We start from the raw sequence: 15,414 nt of genomic DNA on the forward strand, positions 1-15,414 counted from the left end.
TGTATAAACTAAGAGCAAGCTAATTTTTACTGGCTTGCTCTTATCTATAAGATGAAGTACAAAAAGGGCTTTTTTTATTTATTAAGCTCAGCAGGAGCTGAGATATTCTCAAGAACTTTTCCTGTTTCTTTATTTGAAGTATTGCTTACCGCTAAATCTCCCAGAGAAACCATTCCAATGAGTTTTCCGTTTTCTACAATAGGAAGTCTGCGTATTTGATGCTGAGACATGAGATGTGAAGCCTGCTCTACAGACATGTATTTTGTACCGGTAATGACATCAGTGGTGATCATTTCAGATATTTGTGTATTCGTATTAAAATTATTAGCTAATCCCTTGACGACTAAATCACGATCCGTTATTAGGCCTATTAGCTTATCATTTTCACAAATTGGAATAACTCCTACATCTACATTCTTCATCATATTAGCTACCTCACCACATGAACTTTTAAGGTTACCTGTCTCAATATTAGAAGTCATCACTTCTGTTATATTCATAGCAATTCCTCCTTTATTTAATCATTGTCTTACTTCACTTGATTCCCGCACCTCATCTTCTAAAACGTCCATTTGAGTTTTAGGATACAAAGCTTTAGGTTTTAATGAGAAGAAAATGGTGAATGGATTTGAAAAATTCATCGCATTTTATTGGAGAGTAAAAAGGTGTAAGAATTATAGGAAACGAGGTTTTAATAAAAGAGCACAATCCGTTGGTTCGTAATAAATTTATACTTCTCATCTTTATACTTTTACAAAAGAGTTATCCGAAGCTATTTTTCATTAAATTGAAATATTAAAACTATTATATAATTCGTTAAAACTAGAAAGGATGTTGTCTTTCTTCTCTTGACTCATTTCATTTAGTTTATCCTCTACTTTATTTTCAACGGTTTCAGTATTATTGTTCATTTTTCATTCTCCTTCCAATTAAGTATCAATGGTCTTATATGGTAAATCCCCCATTTACAAGTATATAAACATTTCGTAGCCTACTCATTAAGCAGAATAATAGTGAACATTGAATAAAACTCGATTATTTGTAATAAAGTTTAGTTAAAAACCTTTTTGATAACAGGAGGAACGGAGTGAATACAAATGAGTTTAGCTACTTATATAGGTTCGAACGTAGAATTACCTATTAATAATGATTTAGTTACTAATGGGGGTTGCTTTTCAGGTGAAAGAAATCGATTGAACATAAAGGAACATCAATTTACTATTCCTTATGTTTATGAAGTTGCAAGTGACTATGGAATTAAAATTACGGAATATATGAATAAGAGCAGGCGGAAAAAACATTAGTTAGAATTGAAAAACGAGTTCGTCCTATTATTAGGGTGAATTTCCCCTTACATGGTATACATAAAAAAGAAAAACTCCCCTAATGCCTTAAGAGAGTTTTTCTTTTTAGTTAAATATTAAGGGTGTAATTGCTTGTTACTTACATATCATTTAATATTTTGTAGATATTTATTATAACCTATCAAATGATTTCGGGAAAGTAAAAAATGAAAGCGATTACTTTTAATTAGCCCTGCTTGTTATTTGACTATCACTTTCCCCACCATTCCTTTACTAAAATGATACCTACATATCAGTTCATATGTACCGGGGTTTTGTGGCTTCACGGTAATCGTTTTTTCTTTTCCAGGCTGGACTTCAGCGTCAATTCCGAGCTTTTCTACTGTGAAGGTATGCTCTTTCTGACCTTCATTTTTCAATATCAATGTTGTCGTTTTTCCACTCCGGATAGTGATGGTTTCTGGATTGAAGTAATCATCGTTCAACTGAACCTCCATGGCTTTCTGTCTTACCGCGTCGGATTCAGCCAAAACGCTGGGTGAACCTGAAGTTATCACAACCATCATCATCGTAAACAAAACGACTAATCCCGCTAACCACTTTTTCATAGACATTTGCATTCACTCCTTTCATAAGCCATATTCTTTTCCAATTCATAAAATAATATCAATATTTTTGTTAATTAATCATTATTTTTCCCTTTTTTCCATTTATAGAAAGCGCAAATAGTTATGAACGTTGGGAGAATCATGGGTGCTAAGAGAAGAAAATAGCAGGCGTAATCAGGAATGGATAATTTTCGTAAAAAGAGCCTCTCACTTAGGTTTCTTAGTTAAATTACCTAACTTTATAAAATAGTATCGATACTAATAGAACAGTTACAATCATATTCTTATAAAAGAAACCATTAAAAAGGAGTGTCAAGTTAGTTGATAAAAGCTAAGGTTAGTTTACGGCCTATTGTTAGTAAGATAAATTTACCTACCATTTTGAAAACAGCTATACTTCCTGGTGACTCATTTGAAAGCTTATTTATTGCAACCCAAGTAGGAGAGATCTTTTACATAAGAGACGAAGCTATACAGACTTTTTTAGATATTCGCTCACGAATCATAAAATTAGGTACGTCTGAACCAGGTGTTTCCCGCGGAGGATATGATGAACGAGGATTGCTAGGGCTAGCGTTTCATCCAGAATTTTATTATAACGGTCTGTTTTATCTTCATTACTCAGTAGCTGGAACACAAGGCCCAGGTGCACTTTCCGAACATTATAGACCTAACCCGTGTGATCCTAAAACTTCAAACTTAAGGTGGATAAATAGAGAAACTAAATATGATCATATTGATACAGTGGAAGAATGGGTTTTCCAACCAAATGCTCAGCCTCAAAAAAGACGGACGTTACTTAACTTAAGAAGACCATTTTTTAATCATAATGGTGTCAACAGCTTAAACTTTTCACCTGAAACTGGAAAACTTATCTTTACAACTGGAGATGGTGGATCAGGCTATGACCCCTTTAACTTAAGTCAGAATGATATAGAAATTTACGGGAAAATAATTGAAATTGATGTAGGTAAGAATACATTTATCCATAATCCACCCGTAGTCACACGCTTTAGTGAACTCCCCTCACCTATTCAGGAAACTCTTACGCTCATTGCTAAGGGTGTTCGCAATATAACCGGCATTTCATTTCAAAAATTTTATAATCAGTACATCAAATATGTAGGAAATGTTGGACAAGACGTAGTAGAGTCGATTTTTTCATTCGTTCATTATAAGCCAATACCTGTTCCTCAACTTGTTCAAGCTTCTTTAATGAGAGCTAAACCCAGTCAAGAAGGATTTATTAACCTTGGCTGGCGGGGATGGGAAGGAGATTTTCCAACTTCGTTTATAAAAAGGTGTTCTGAAAATCCGGCCTTGGATGAGAAAATAATTGCTTATTACAATGAAGCGGTAAAAACTTCAGTGAGACGTCTTCAGCCTTTAACTAGTTATTTTCACAAAGATCCCCGCCCCAATAAATTTGGAGGGACCTCCCTTACAGGAGTTCAGCCATATATGGGGAATAAAATCCCTAGCTTAACAGGAAGCGTTATGTTTACGGATATTGCCCAGGTTAAAGAATCTCAATCTCCAGTTAAAGGAGTTTTAGCTTATACCAGAGCAGGTACAGATTGTAAGCTAAATGATTTTAGTGTTGTGGAAATTGATTATGATTTTGGTTCTCAATCAGCTTACTACGTTAGTTTGGGAACGAACCTGGATCAAACCAGGCTTTATTTAGGAGTGTATGGCTCTATGAAAGTGTCTGACTTTAATCAAGGTACTGTTTTTGAAATTGTTCCATGATTTATATTTATAAAATTCGACTGGATATCGATTTTCTTCCAAAAATCATAGCTTAATTTTTTCACCAGCTATTTTATAAGAATGAACAAATGAACTTTCTAGAAAATAAAAAAGCCTTTAATTAATAAAGCCCATAAAAGATTCATTTTATGGGCTACAGTACATACCTTTAGAAAGATAAAGAAATTTATCTTAACGGATATAACCTATTCCTGTAAAAGTAAATGCGACTTATTAGTCCTCGCTCTTAATTTCTTCATATATTCCATGTAAGAGTTGATATATCAGACAATGATCTAAAATAATGTAAAAACAGTTAACGGAGGTGAAATTCATGTACTTTTTAAAGTCTCTTTCAAATGAAGTAAAATCTGCGCAGCTTTTTGTTCATAGACTATCTAAAACTAAGCAGCTTGTATCAGGCGCTCTTTTCGCCAGCTTAGCAGCCCTTCTTCATTCAGCAGGAGGTTTCTTACCGGGAATAGGAATTTTTATTAGTCCCTTCTCTACTGCACCCATTCTTTTTTGTTTCACACTTTCGCTCCCTCTAGGATTTATTACCTATATACTAACAAATCTGCTTCTTCTGATTATCCAGCCAAGTGAACTTATTATTTTTCCTTTTACAACAGGAATATTGGGAATGGGCATAGGAGCTGCTTTTTACTTTTTTAAAAAAAGATTATACATTGTTGTAAGTGGTGCCACTCTATTAACTGTTGGGATTAGTACCTTATTGTACGGTTTCAAATTCCCCGTACTAGGTCCCGTGATTTCCAAAAATTTTTCTCTTTCTACTACTGGTTTAATTTTTGTATTTACTTTCCTTTATAGTTGGATTTGGGTTGAACTCAGCTTAGCTTATTTTAAAAAATTAAAAACATTTATTTCCTAGTGAATCTACAAATTAATCCCTTAACAGACATAACTCGGTAAAATAATGGAGAAATCGCAATCAGCTTTTTAGAAGAACGTCAATTAGGACAATCTCATCTGAATTTTTCAAAGCTCTTTTCATTATATTTTCAAATTCAACTAAACTATTTGCCTGTTCTCCTTTAATTCCAAAGCTTTTTGCCAGGTGAACAAAATTTGGGTTTGCAAAAGTTACTCCATACCTCTTACCAAACTTTTTGTTCATCATTTCCTGCTCTATTTTTAATGTAGAGTCGTTTAAAACAATAATGATGAATGAAAGCCCTAAGCGCTTTGCTGTCTCTATTTCAGCAAAATTCATTAAAGCTCCTCCATCTCCAGTAATACAAATAGCTGGATCATTAGGGCAGGCTAGCTTAGCTCCAATTGATCCTGGTAGAGCAATACCCATGGAAGCTAGACCATTTGATATAATGAACCTGTTAGGGTTTTTAGGTTGATAAGTTCGGGCTATAGATACTTTATGAGCTCCCACATCTGAAATCACAATTGTTTTCTCTGAAGAGAGCTTGTCAATAATATGCAAGGTATTCTCGATTGTTAAAGGCAGCAAATTGCTATCTATCTTTTTCTCTTCAATGTGATAAGATTGCTTAATTTGTTTCTGGAGATTACCAGAGGGAATCCACGATTTAGAAGGAATATCAAGCTGATTGAATACTCGTAAAGTCTGCTTTATATCTCCAACCAATTCGACTTCTATAGGGTAATATTCATCTACTTCTGCCGGTAAAGTATCTATATGTAAAATTGGTGTTTTTTCTGTGTTCCATTCTTTGGGTAACCTTTCGACAAGATCAACCCCAATTACAATAAGTAGATCAGCTTCCTTTAAGCCTGCGAGCACTTCATCTTTTTCATTAAATCCAAACGTAAAGAAATTTTGTGGATGATCTTTAGACAATACACCTTTAGCCATATAACTATGGGTAACCGGTGATTGAAGGCGTTCAATAAATGGCTGAAGCTCATCCACGGCTCCCTGTCTGACAACGCCGTTACCGATAATAACAAAAGGTCTCTCATACTGTTTAATAAGAGTATTGGCAGCCTGAATGGACTCCAATATAGGTATGCTTACGGGTGTAGATGTAGGTAAAATAGGTTTAATGGGAACGATTTGAGTTGCTAAGTCTTCTGGCAATTCTACTACTATGGGTCCTGGCTTTTCCATTTGTGCAATTTTAAATGCTTTTCGAATAATCTCAGGAAGCGTTTTTGCATCTTTTATCTGAACACCCCATTTCGTTGCCGGTTCTACCATTTTGATAATGTCCATATACTGGTGCGAATCTTTATGCTGCCTTCCCAAAGCAGCCTGCCCTGTTAAAGCAACAACAGGAGAATGGTCTAGCTTTGCACTAGATATACCTGTCAATAAATTAGTAGCTCCAGGGCCTAATGTTGATAAACATACCCCTACTTTGTTTGTTAACCTTCCGTATACATCTGCCATAAAAGCAGCTCCTTGCTCATGCCTCACATTCACGAATTGAATCTGTTTAGAGTTGGATAAGGAATCAATAAAATCCAAGGTCTCTTTACCGGGTATTCCGAAAATATATTCAACTCCCTCATTTTCTAAACATTGAACAAGTGTATCCGTCACTTTCATATTGTTCGACCTCTCTCTAGATAGTATTCTGACAAGCTTATGTGAAAGGAACAGCTCATTAATCTTTATCACATTTTTTAGTTTCAACTCGCAAAAATCCCAAACATATGCAAGAAAATCTTATTCACTAACTATTGTTTATAGTGTTGCCATTAGGTTCTTATGTTAAATATATTTTTTAGAGAATGTATAAATAATTGAATGAGTCAAAAAAATCGAAATGAAATTAGACCTCAATAACGGTTTCTTTGTTAGCGAACAAAAAAAGGCTTTATTTTCTCTACTATAACCTTACAGAAAGGTATCTTCTGTAACCCTTCCTCTATGTGGGCTGATTGAAAGTGTGGAGATACCCTATAAAAATTTCTATTAGAATGTAACATTTTGAGGAATGTAAAAAATCCCATATACAAATAATAAGGCGCATACTCGTTTAAATTGGAGGGAGCGTTTTTATGAAAAGATTATTAATGGTGGGATTTTTGTTGTTATTCTCACTAAACATGCTGGTTGAACCAAGTAGTGCTCGTGCTGAAGCACAAGAATATCGTGTTAGTCAATCTCAGGTAACGTTTGAAAATGAATTCAGAAGACTTTGGATGGATCATGTATTATGGACAAGTAATTATATTACAAGTGCAACAACAGCAGGATCAGAAGATCAAAAACAGGTGTTGGCAAGGTTATTAAAAAATCAAGAAGATATCGGGAATGCTGTTAAGCCGATATACGGAGAGAAAGCTGGGAATAGACTTACGGATTTGCTTAAGGAACATATTGTGATTGCTGGGAAGATTGTAGATGCAGCTAAAGCGGGAAAGAAAGCCTTGGTGAATCAATTAAACAAAGAATGGTATGGAAATGCTGATGATATAGCAGCGTTCCTTAGCCAGGCCAACCCTTATTTGAAAAATGAAGATTTAAAAAAATTACTGTATATGCATCTAAAATTAGTGACAAATGATTTATCTGCAAGCTTAGAAAAAGATTGGGAGGCAAGAATCGTTGCAATTGATGAAGGAGTATCACATATTATCTTAATGGCAGATACTATATCTGCGGGAGTTGTGAAGCAGTTTCCAAAGAAATTTAATAAATAATTTTGATAATATCCAGTATTATTTGAAATTTCTTCATAAAACACTGCATCTGTAAGGGCTCTTTTGCTCGATGACTCTAAGAAACCTTAGGTTCACTAAAAAGGTACACGTAGATATTTTGCATAAAGCATCATAACCAAAGGTTTATTAAATTTAAACACTGGGTATTATCAAATCAAGACGATGTGTTAAGAGTACCGCCCGTGCATAGGGTGTGTCCTTCTCTATTCTATAAAAAATGGCGCCTAAAACGGCGTCATTTTTTATGTGGAAACAAGTTTACGGATTCTAGTGCGAAGGTTGTATTTATATGAAAAAGGTATATAGATTTCTATCTAATCGAATGTATTTTTACGCCACTATTCAAAAGTTTTTTGAGTGAACTTCCCTTTCTTTTGGACAGACGGCTCCCATTATGCTCTCGCATCTAATTTAGGTTCATATTTATGAATTCAATACCCTTAATGATTGTGTGAACAGTGGCTAATACTCGACTTCTATCATTTCCATGTTTATTTGAAGTTTTTGCACGAGAACCTCACAATGATGTTATAGTCATACCTTGTTACATTTTAATGGAAGGAGTGATGATAAAGAAAGTTAAAAAGATCAAATTAATTTAAGTTTAAGATGTCTCCATTGGGATAATATATAAATAAGCTAGATTTAATGATAATCTGGTTTATTTTCTACATTTTAGGAGGCAACAAAAAATGGAACACGGTAAAGTGAAATGGTTTAATGCTGACAAAGGTTTTGGATTTATTGAGCGCGAAGGTGGAGAAGATGTATTTGTTCACTTCTCAGCTATTCAAGGTGAAGGCTTTAAATCCTTGGATGAAGGGCAAGAAGTGACTTTTGATATCGAAGAGGGACAACGTGGACCACAAGCGACAAACGTAAATAAAGCATAAGAAACCATACTAAAAAACAGACTCTATTTTCAGAGTCTGTTTTTACTTAAAAAGATTTTTATATCAACACTTATTCATCAATAATTATAGTTCGTGTTTTTTTAACTCTTCTTCAAAGAAAAAGGTACTTGGGTATTTATCGACTGTATAAGAGTATCTTTTCATGTTTTTTACATAATGACTTTTTAAGATTGTCACTAATTCATTCGATACTCTTATCGTTACTACTTCTCCATTACTAAATATTTTCTCACTCATAGCCATTATCCTTTCTCGCATCAAAAATAATCAGGGATTATTTTCTATATGTTTTTTTACGGCCTACTGTTTCTTTTCTCCCTCTATTTCTCTTACGTTCTGTTTTTGCCTTTTTATTACGAAGTGGTGCCACTTCAGTCAATTGGACAGAGGTCATATTTGATTCTTTTGTTAAGAGCTTTAAAGTGGCTGACAGTAAAGAAACAGAATCCACTTCTTCTAATAACTTTTCCGCCATTGGCTTGTATTCCACAAACTCCCCCTTGTCGATAGCGGCCAAAACCTGGTGAATGATTGCTTCTTGATGCCCTGCCATTACCTCACTAGAAGTAGGAGGTGATTGTCTAGACATTTTGGTTTTCGTGACATCTTCGATCACTTTTAAGTGATTACGTTCTCTTGGAGTTATAAAGGTAACTGCCAATCCCTTAGTACCTGCCCGTCCTGTTCGGCCAATACGATGAACATAGCTTTCAGGGTCCTGAGGAATATCAAAATTGTAGACATGGCTAACACCTGTAATATCAAGTCCTCTTGCTGCAACGTCGGTTGCAACCATAATCTCAATCGTATGATTCTTGAATTGACGAATTACATCGGCACGTTTGGATTGCGTAAGATCTCCATGAATGCCTTCTGCTGCATACCCACGCTTTTTTAGTCCTTCAGCAAGTTCATCCACACGTTTTTTTGTGCGTCCAAACACAATAGCAAGGTCTGGTGATTGAAGGTCTACGAGATTACAAAGAACATCAAATTTTCGATTCTCTGGAATTTCCATATATTGCTGCTCGATGTTTTTTACCGTTAACTCCTTCGCTTTTACTTTTACGAGTTCAGGATCGTTCATAAATTTCTGGGCTAGACTTTGTACTTGCTTCGACATGGTTGCTGAAAATAGTAAGGTTTGATGGGGAGAAGAGATGCCGCCAAGAATCGTTTGGATATCTTCAATAAAGCCCATATTTAACATCTCATCTGCTTCATCCAGAACAGCTGTACGAATATGATTTAAACGAATGGTTCTTCTTTTCATATGGTCCTTAAGGCGCCCTGGGGTTGCCGAGATAATATGCGGTCTGTTTTTAAGGGCTTTGATCTGACGATTAATATCCTGACCTCCATAAATGGGCAGCGTTTTAACTCCTTTTACCTGTCCAATTCGATTTAACTCCTCTGCTACTTGTATAGCCAGTTCACGTGTCGGTGCTAAGACTATTCCCTGAATCCCTTCTTCACCAAGCTCAACCCGCTCTATAAGAGGAATGCCAAAAGCTGTTGTCTTTCCAGTACCGGTTTGAGCTTGTCCAATTAGATCTTTACCAGTCATAGCTATCGGAATAGCTTCAGCCTGAATCGGCGTAGCCTCTTCAAAACCCAAGTTATGAACTGCCTTTTCAATGTCCTTGCTTAAATTAAAATCAGAAAATTTTTTCATTTTCCCGTGCTCCTTCTCTTACTTAAATTCAGAAATGAGAAAAGTACTCTTTAACGAGAGATATTATTTATTCATTTCTGCGTATTGGAAATCAGTGTTATTATTCACGAACATCTTATTTTAGCGTATCTATACAAGGCGAATTCATGCCTTATTTTATCCGTGCTTACGTGTATTTATAAATTTTTATAGGGGCTATAAAGTGTGGTTTAATTTAGAAAGATATGGTTCTCACTAATTCTTTTTTAAAAGGTATACTATTTAGGAGGAGGGATGATGTAGTTATGTATTATAATCATAGGAAGAAAAATCAAGAGCCCTTACCTAAAGAAAGAATAGAGATTTGGGAATGTGAATCAGAAGAATGTAATGGTTGGATGAGAAAAAATTTCTCTTATCAAAAACAGCAAAAGTGTCCTTTATGTGGCCATAAAATGAGAACAGGAGAACGGCTTTTAGATGCGTCTCCTAATCCCCATCAAAAATAATTTATATCCGTCTGTTGTATAAATCTATAAAAAACTTACGGCACTTCTTTAACTGAAAGTAAACTTCTTACCAAACAAACATGCCATATTTGATTTGTATTTCTAGTGTATGGTTAACTAGTCCATACCTTGTACCTTCGTATTATCCAAAAATCAGCCTTAAAACGCTGGTTTTTCTATTATAACGAGATTTTAAAATAAGATATAATATATCTTTTGCGAGCTACTGAAATCAAAAGTAAAAAAAAGACTCCTAGGTGGAGTCTTTTTTACTCATTTTAATTATGCTACTTTATGAACGTTAGCAGCTTGTGCTCCACGTTGGCCTTGTTCGATGTCAAACGTTACTTTTTGACCTTCTTCTAATGATTTAAAGCCTTCACCTTGAATAGAGCTGAAATGTACGAATACGTCGTCTCCGCCTTCAATTTCGATAAAACCGAAGCCTTTGTCTGCATTAAACCATTTTACTGTACCTTGTTCCATAATATTGCCTCCTAGTGTGGAATCTCCACACTTGTATTACTACCCTTGTCCAACCATACTATCTTAAGATGAAAATTTCTATGGAAGAGATTTCTCTTCTCTCAATCCTACACCGAACAAAAATAATTAACCTAAGCGTAACACACAGAACGGAAGATAGCAAATACAGAAAAATAGATAAAATCCAAGGTGGAAATATATGTATCTTATTAAGAGCTAATTTAAGGTTTACTAGCAGTACGTAAATTCAATGGACTTTCACCATTTTTGCACCTCTGTAGATTACTTACAAAATAATAAGCGCATTAAGAAACCTGCTGTTTTTGGGTATATGAAATTTTTCATAAAATTGATATCTTGGGCATAATACAGGATAGACACTTGGTAGAGGGGGGATTGTGTGAGACTGAAGGATGGAAACTTTTATACAGACAGTAGAACGAATAAGGTATATAGATTAAATGAAGATAACAAAGGAAGCTGGTACCTGAGTACTCATGATGATGAAGATAATAATCAAATGTCAAGAACTTCAGGGCGTAACATGATGAAAATGTTAAAGAGCTTTTATAACAAAGTGAACGACAGTTGAAAATGTACAGCTCTGGAAAACAGCATAAAAAATATAAAGCTAGCTGTGTTAAGCTAGCTTTATTTCTAATTTATAGAGCTAGTTATCATAATGTTTTTTAGGGATTAAGCAACAATACTAACAAAAAATTTTTAGCCTTGCCATTGGGAATCACCCATTATTTAATTTCGATTGCAGAAGCCTTGTTGTCCCAATCCGACGCCATAATACCATTTCTATATTGTTTTTTGAAAAATCATCTATAATTGATATTGTTTTAATCTCATATTGAGATATATAATAAAAATAAGAAAAAGAAAACGCTTTCTATATTTAAGTGCATTGTTACTTCTCAAACTATAAGGAGGATTTAAAATGAGCCAAGTGGAAAGAAATTCTAAAGTGCAGAAATTAGTTGAGTATCAAAAATTCAATGAAGAAGAAGTTTCGAAGATGACAGATCCGCAGGTTGAATATTATCACTGGCTCTATTTTGATGATTCCGCTTATGATTATATGTAACTCAATTATAAAATAAGAAAAAAGCACAAAAACGTTTGATTCCAACGGGTTTGTGCTTTTTTCGTTTCTTTAATTATGCGATTACTGGTTTTTAGTCCCATTTCCTGTGACAACAAAGTGAGGGCTGTCTTCCTTCCGGTTGAAAAGTCTCCAGAACTCACTATATTCATCGTCTTCTGACGTATCCGGAAATACCTCTAATAAATAACCTTGAGATAAAAAGATCTTTAGCCCTCCTACTTCGTCCGATTCAACTCTTTCTACAATCGTTTGTTCGTTTATATCTTCTATAATCGATTCAATTCGTTCATCGAATCGATTATTTCCTTGGACATCCCATTCAAAGTGCTCATTTTCACTCTTCAACCCTGTTCGTGGAGAATAGAAATCCCGAGAACCTACTACAATTTTATTACCTTTGGCAATACGCCAAGAACATTGAATATGTAAAGCGTATTCAGCTACCTCTTCCGTTTTCCCCCTTCTAGTTACTAAAATCTTTTTTCCAAATCCAAGCCAAAACAAATTTGAGGTTCTCCCTGCGTATCTTAGATTTAAACCCACTAATTTGTCTACTTTTGATTTAATTGCTTGTCTCATACTTTTCTCTTTTTATTTGCAGTTAAAGCTTTCTTGGTAAGTAGCTAAGTAAATAAATAGAATGTATTAATTGTTTATGGCATTAAGGTTATAGCGACTTATTTCTTTTTTATTTTTAATAACTACTAAAACACCTTTCAAAGCATTTTCTTTAAGCATTTTTATTTTTTCTTTATTAGGAGCCACTGGCAGCCCTCCGGATTTAGTGGTGAATCCTAAGTCATAACTTACATTTATTTTACCAGTTCTATTTCTATTAAAATCTCCATATCCTGATCCCCTTCCTAATCCATCAAGACCGTTCTCGTCATCAAAAATATTAACTCCTACAGCATCCTTAGAGGCCTTTATTAGCTCTTTATCGGGTAAAATTTTAAAATCTAAATCGTCTTTATCAAAATTAATAAGGTTTTTATCACTGTAGTGCTTAATTTTCATATCGTAGTAAAGAGCAAGAGGGACAATTTCTTTCTCTTTTCCGTTCTCTTCTATTATTGTAGATCCTACCAAACCTTTGTCATTAACTACTTTTACTTTAACGTTAGTAATTTTAAAAGGTTTTTTCTGATTATCTTGTTGATATTCTTTTGACACTTTTTTATTTTTTTCTACATCTGAGCTTCCTTGGTTTGAACAGGCTCCGCCTATTAACAACGAAACAGCCATAATAGTTACACCAATTAATTTTTTCATTATTCTATTCTCCCCTGTCTTAAATGACCCAAGCCTTGTGGTAAATTTGTGAAACTTAAACCTTTGTATAACGCAATTGTATCGCTTTCAATTGTTATTATGTTTTATTTATATTTAGTATGTAATTGTACAGGCTTTAAGTCGTATAAATACTCTTGAAGCAAATGAGTTAAGTTTATCGAAATAGAAATAGAGAAAAAGTATGAACATGGAGGTTTAGACTAACCTTCTGCTAAAGGATCCTTGTTATCAAATATTTTCTTAGTCAGTTTATAAAAACGGAACTAGGAAACATATTGTATCAATAAGTGTTTTTAGTTTATTTTGTAATTCCAATGAGACCATCATCAATACCTATTATTTTTTCTTTACTAAATGTATTAAGTAATACATTTGTGCAATTAAAAATGAAAGAAATACAATGAGGGTAAATCCAAAGGTATTAATGGCCTCCTCTGCTGCATTATCACCATTGATTAAAAGAGAAGCTAATACGAAATATAGTATAATCCCTATAAAAAGGTTCAAAAAGAAAATACCTATATATTTAGACAATAAGAAATCTCCTTTCTTTAAATAATTTCGTATACAAAACTATTTCCGATAAGTTTTTTCTATTTATTTCCTATTAGTCTACCAAATACGTCCGTAAAAGTGTATGGTTTTTAGAAGACAAATGTTATAAGAGTTATACAAAGCATTTCTAGTTTATAAATAAATAGCTAATTAAAGTATGTTATTATGGATAAATAAGTAAGTAATGTTGAGTACTACTTTGAAGGAGTTATTAATGAGACAGTTAAAAGGAAATTATTTTTGGGTTCTAACTATACTAATATTATCCAGTACAGTCTTCAATCTGATTTGGAGAGATAAAAGTTGGCCAGGGTATTACACTTTATCCATATTTTTAGTTTTGATTGTACTAAATATTATTTGGAACAGATATGGAAAGAATGAAAGTACAAAAAAGTAATGCACCACTTCATAGTTGCATTACTTTTTTAATAACCGTTCGCTAATACCTTGCTGTTAAATTTCAGGTAGTGAAACTTGTGAAAATAAAAGGCTACTATGATCTTATTGATTAGAAAGGAGAATTCAAAATTAAATTAATGATTCAAGGGAAAATTAAAGAACTATTTATTATTCTTCTAACCTTATTACTCGTAATCTCTGTTTTAGTAAATTGCTCTGCTTATTTTAATAGCAAAGAAATACAAATCTTTAGTTCACAATGTTACGACCAAGGAGGAGAAGTCATACTTAAAATACATAATCCAATTACCAATGCTTATTCTTTTACATGTAAATAATGTCTACTCTACTGTTTTCTAGACCAACGCTAGGAAACGATTTCAACAACAGTAAATAAGTACAGCTTGATGCTTCAGCTGTGCTTGTTTATTTAACCCGTTTTTAAATAATTAATACCAAGAGCTCTTAATTGTTTAAAAATAGAATTTAGTTACTCCGGTCATTAGCATTAAATGTATCTTGTTTAACGTTTAATGTATGGTCACTGATTTTAACTGTTTCGTCATTTATCCATTTAACCGTGGCTGTTTCCTGAGGATAGTTCTGATAGATGTTTTTTCTTTTATAGTATATATAAGTCATAAGACTACTCCTTATTGTACTCCTCTAGGTCTTTCCATTTTGCAAACTTGTTTCTAAAATTCCTAGATATTTCTTCGTCCTTGCTCAAAAGTATAATTAAAGATGAGTCCCAAAAAGCTAATTCTATAATTGCTTTAGGGTGCTGAATTGTTGGTGTTTCAATCCAAAAATCAGGATTACCATCAGCATAAGGCTCTTCTTTAAGCATATCTAAATTTATAGTTTCTTTCTTATCAAAGGCAGAAAAAACTCCCCATATAAAATAGATGTCCTCTTTATTAGCAAGCTCCGTGAGCTTTTCACCTGTAATCCAGTACGTATTGCCGTTTATTCCATTGTTGTAAATTCTGTATTCAGTAAAGTAAGTAAGGTACTTTTCTGGAAAAGATCCATCTAAATCACTCAACAACCAATTGTACTTCTCATGGAGATTATTAAAAGAACTTACTATTTCCTTTAAATCATAAAAGCTCTCTAAGATAGTATTCATGCATGTTTCCTCCATATGT

17 protein-coding genes are annotated in these 15,414 nt (G+C 33.8%); 6 read left to right on the forward strand and 11 right to left on the reverse strand.

Annotated elements, in window-relative coordinates:
* Positions 1 to 74: 74 nt before the first annotated feature.
* The 3 genes from AC2YJL_RS15460 to AC2YJL_RS15470 form a co-directional block, all read right to left on the reverse strand.
* A complete protein-coding gene (locus tag AC2YJL_RS15460; RefSeq protein WP_195694807.1) occupies positions 75 to 500 on the reverse strand; it encodes a CBS domain-containing protein in 426 nt (141 codons plus the stop codon).
* Between the two features lie 282 nt (positions 501 to 782).
* The gene (locus AC2YJL_RS15465) at positions 783 to 911 is read right to left on the reverse strand and encodes a hypothetical protein (RefSeq protein ID WP_269067573.1); all 129 of its coding nucleotides are present in this window, start codon (positions 909 to 911) and stop codon (positions 783 to 785) included.
* A 632-nt stretch (positions 912 to 1,543) separates the two neighbouring features.
* Positions 1,544 to 1,918 (reverse strand): cupredoxin domain-containing protein, encoded by a 375-nt coding sequence (locus tag AC2YJL_RS15470; RefSeq protein WP_195694808.1) that lies wholly within the window; start codon positions 1,916 to 1,918, stop codon positions 1,544 to 1,546.
* A 315-nt stretch (positions 1,919 to 2,233) separates the two neighbouring features.
* Between AC2YJL_RS15470 and AC2YJL_RS15475 the strand changes: the two genes are divergently transcribed.
* Both AC2YJL_RS15475 and AC2YJL_RS15480 read left to right on the forward strand, forming a co-directional pair.
* On the forward strand, positions 2,234 to 3,664 hold the full coding sequence (locus tag AC2YJL_RS15475; protein WP_230932355.1) for a PQQ-dependent sugar dehydrogenase: 1,431 nt from the start codon (positions 2,234 to 2,236) through the stop codon (positions 3,662 to 3,664).
* A gap of 334 nt (positions 3,665 to 3,998) precedes the next feature.
* Positions 3,999 to 4,559: a hypothetical protein gene (locus AC2YJL_RS15480; RefSeq protein WP_230932354.1), complete on the forward strand. Its 561-nt coding sequence runs from the start codon at positions 3,999 to 4,001 to the stop codon at positions 4,557 to 4,559.
* A gap of 60 nt (positions 4,560 to 4,619) precedes the next feature.
* Here the strand turns inward: AC2YJL_RS15480 and AC2YJL_RS15485 are convergent, their stop codons facing one another.
* A complete protein-coding gene (locus AC2YJL_RS15485; RefSeq protein ID WP_230932353.1) occupies positions 4,620 to 6,215 on the reverse strand; it encodes an acetolactate synthase large subunit in 1,596 nt (531 codons plus the stop codon).
* Positions 6,216 to 6,670: 455 nt separating this feature from the next.
* On the opposite strand from AC2YJL_RS15485, the gene AC2YJL_RS15490 reads away from it, so the two are divergent.
* Positions 6,671 to 7,315, forward strand: a complete 645-nt coding sequence (locus AC2YJL_RS15490; RefSeq protein WP_230932352.1) for a glycosyltransferase — start codon at positions 6,671 to 6,673, stop codon at positions 7,313 to 7,315.
* 713 nt (positions 7,316 to 8,028) lie between these two features.
* Positions 8,029 to 8,229, forward strand: a complete 201-nt coding sequence (locus tag AC2YJL_RS15495; protein WP_016766383.1) for a cold-shock protein — start codon at positions 8,029 to 8,031, stop codon at positions 8,227 to 8,229.
* A 295-nt stretch (positions 8,230 to 8,524) separates the two neighbouring features.
* On the opposite strand, the gene cshA is transcribed toward AC2YJL_RS15495, so the two are convergent.
* Complete coding sequence (cshA, locus tag AC2YJL_RS15500) at positions 8,525 to 9,925, reverse strand: degradosome RNA helicase CshA (RefSeq protein ID WP_230932351.1); 1,401 nt, start codon at positions 9,923 to 9,925, stop codon at positions 8,525 to 8,527.
* A gap of 284 nt (positions 9,926 to 10,209) precedes the next feature.
* On the opposite strand from cshA, the gene AC2YJL_RS15505 reads away from it, so the two are divergent.
* Positions 10,210 to 10,413: a cold-shock protein gene (locus AC2YJL_RS15505; protein WP_195694814.1), complete on the forward strand. Its 204-nt coding sequence runs from the start codon at positions 10,210 to 10,212 to the stop codon at positions 10,411 to 10,413.
* Positions 10,414 to 10,695: 282 nt separating this feature from the next.
* On the opposite strand, the gene AC2YJL_RS15510 is transcribed toward AC2YJL_RS15505, so the two are convergent.
* Entirely contained in the window at positions 10,696 to 10,899 is a 204-nt protein-coding gene (locus AC2YJL_RS15510; RefSeq protein WP_013056405.1) for a cold-shock protein, read from the reverse strand.
* A gap of 946 nt (positions 10,900 to 11,845) precedes the next feature.
* Here AC2YJL_RS15510 and AC2YJL_RS15515 point away from each other — a divergent pair.
* Positions 11,846 to 11,992 (forward strand): BH0509 family protein, encoded by a 147-nt coding sequence (locus tag AC2YJL_RS15515; RefSeq protein WP_013056404.1) that lies wholly within the window; start codon positions 11,846 to 11,848, stop codon positions 11,990 to 11,992.
* A gap of 81 nt (positions 11,993 to 12,073) precedes the next feature.
* Here AC2YJL_RS15515 and AC2YJL_RS15520 read toward each other — a convergent pair whose 3' ends face one another.
* The 5 genes from AC2YJL_RS15520 to AC2YJL_RS15540 all read right to left on the reverse strand — a co-directional run bounded on the left by AC2YJL_RS15520 (position 12,074) and on the right by AC2YJL_RS15540 (position 15,395).
* Positions 12,074 to 12,592: a hypothetical protein gene (locus tag AC2YJL_RS15520; RefSeq protein WP_195694815.1), complete on the reverse strand. Its 519-nt coding sequence runs from the start codon at positions 12,590 to 12,592 to the stop codon at positions 12,074 to 12,076.
* 66 nt (positions 12,593 to 12,658) lie between these two features.
* Complete coding sequence (locus AC2YJL_RS15525; protein ID WP_230932350.1) at positions 12,659 to 13,285, reverse strand: hypothetical protein; 627 nt, start codon at positions 13,283 to 13,285, stop codon at positions 12,659 to 12,661.
* A 357-nt stretch (positions 13,286 to 13,642) separates the two neighbouring features.
* Entirely contained in the window at positions 13,643 to 13,840 is a 198-nt protein-coding gene (locus tag AC2YJL_RS15530; RefSeq protein ID WP_369360765.1) for a hypothetical protein, read from the reverse strand.
* 909 nt (positions 13,841 to 14,749) lie between these two features.
* Positions 14,750 to 14,905 carry a DUF5412 family protein gene (locus tag AC2YJL_RS15535; protein ID WP_195694929.1) on the reverse strand — a complete coding sequence of 52 codons (156 nt, stop codon included), beginning with the start codon at positions 14,903 to 14,905 and terminating at the stop codon, positions 14,750 to 14,752.
* A 4-nt stretch (positions 14,906 to 14,909) separates the two neighbouring features.
* On the reverse strand, positions 14,910 to 15,395 hold the full coding sequence (locus AC2YJL_RS15540) for a hypothetical protein (RefSeq protein WP_230932349.1): 486 nt from the start codon (positions 15,393 to 15,395) through the stop codon (positions 14,910 to 14,912).
* Between the last annotated feature and the right edge of the window lie 19 nt (positions 15,396 to 15,414).

The sequence above is a fragment of the Priestia sp. SRI_019 genome, assembly GCF_057586255.1.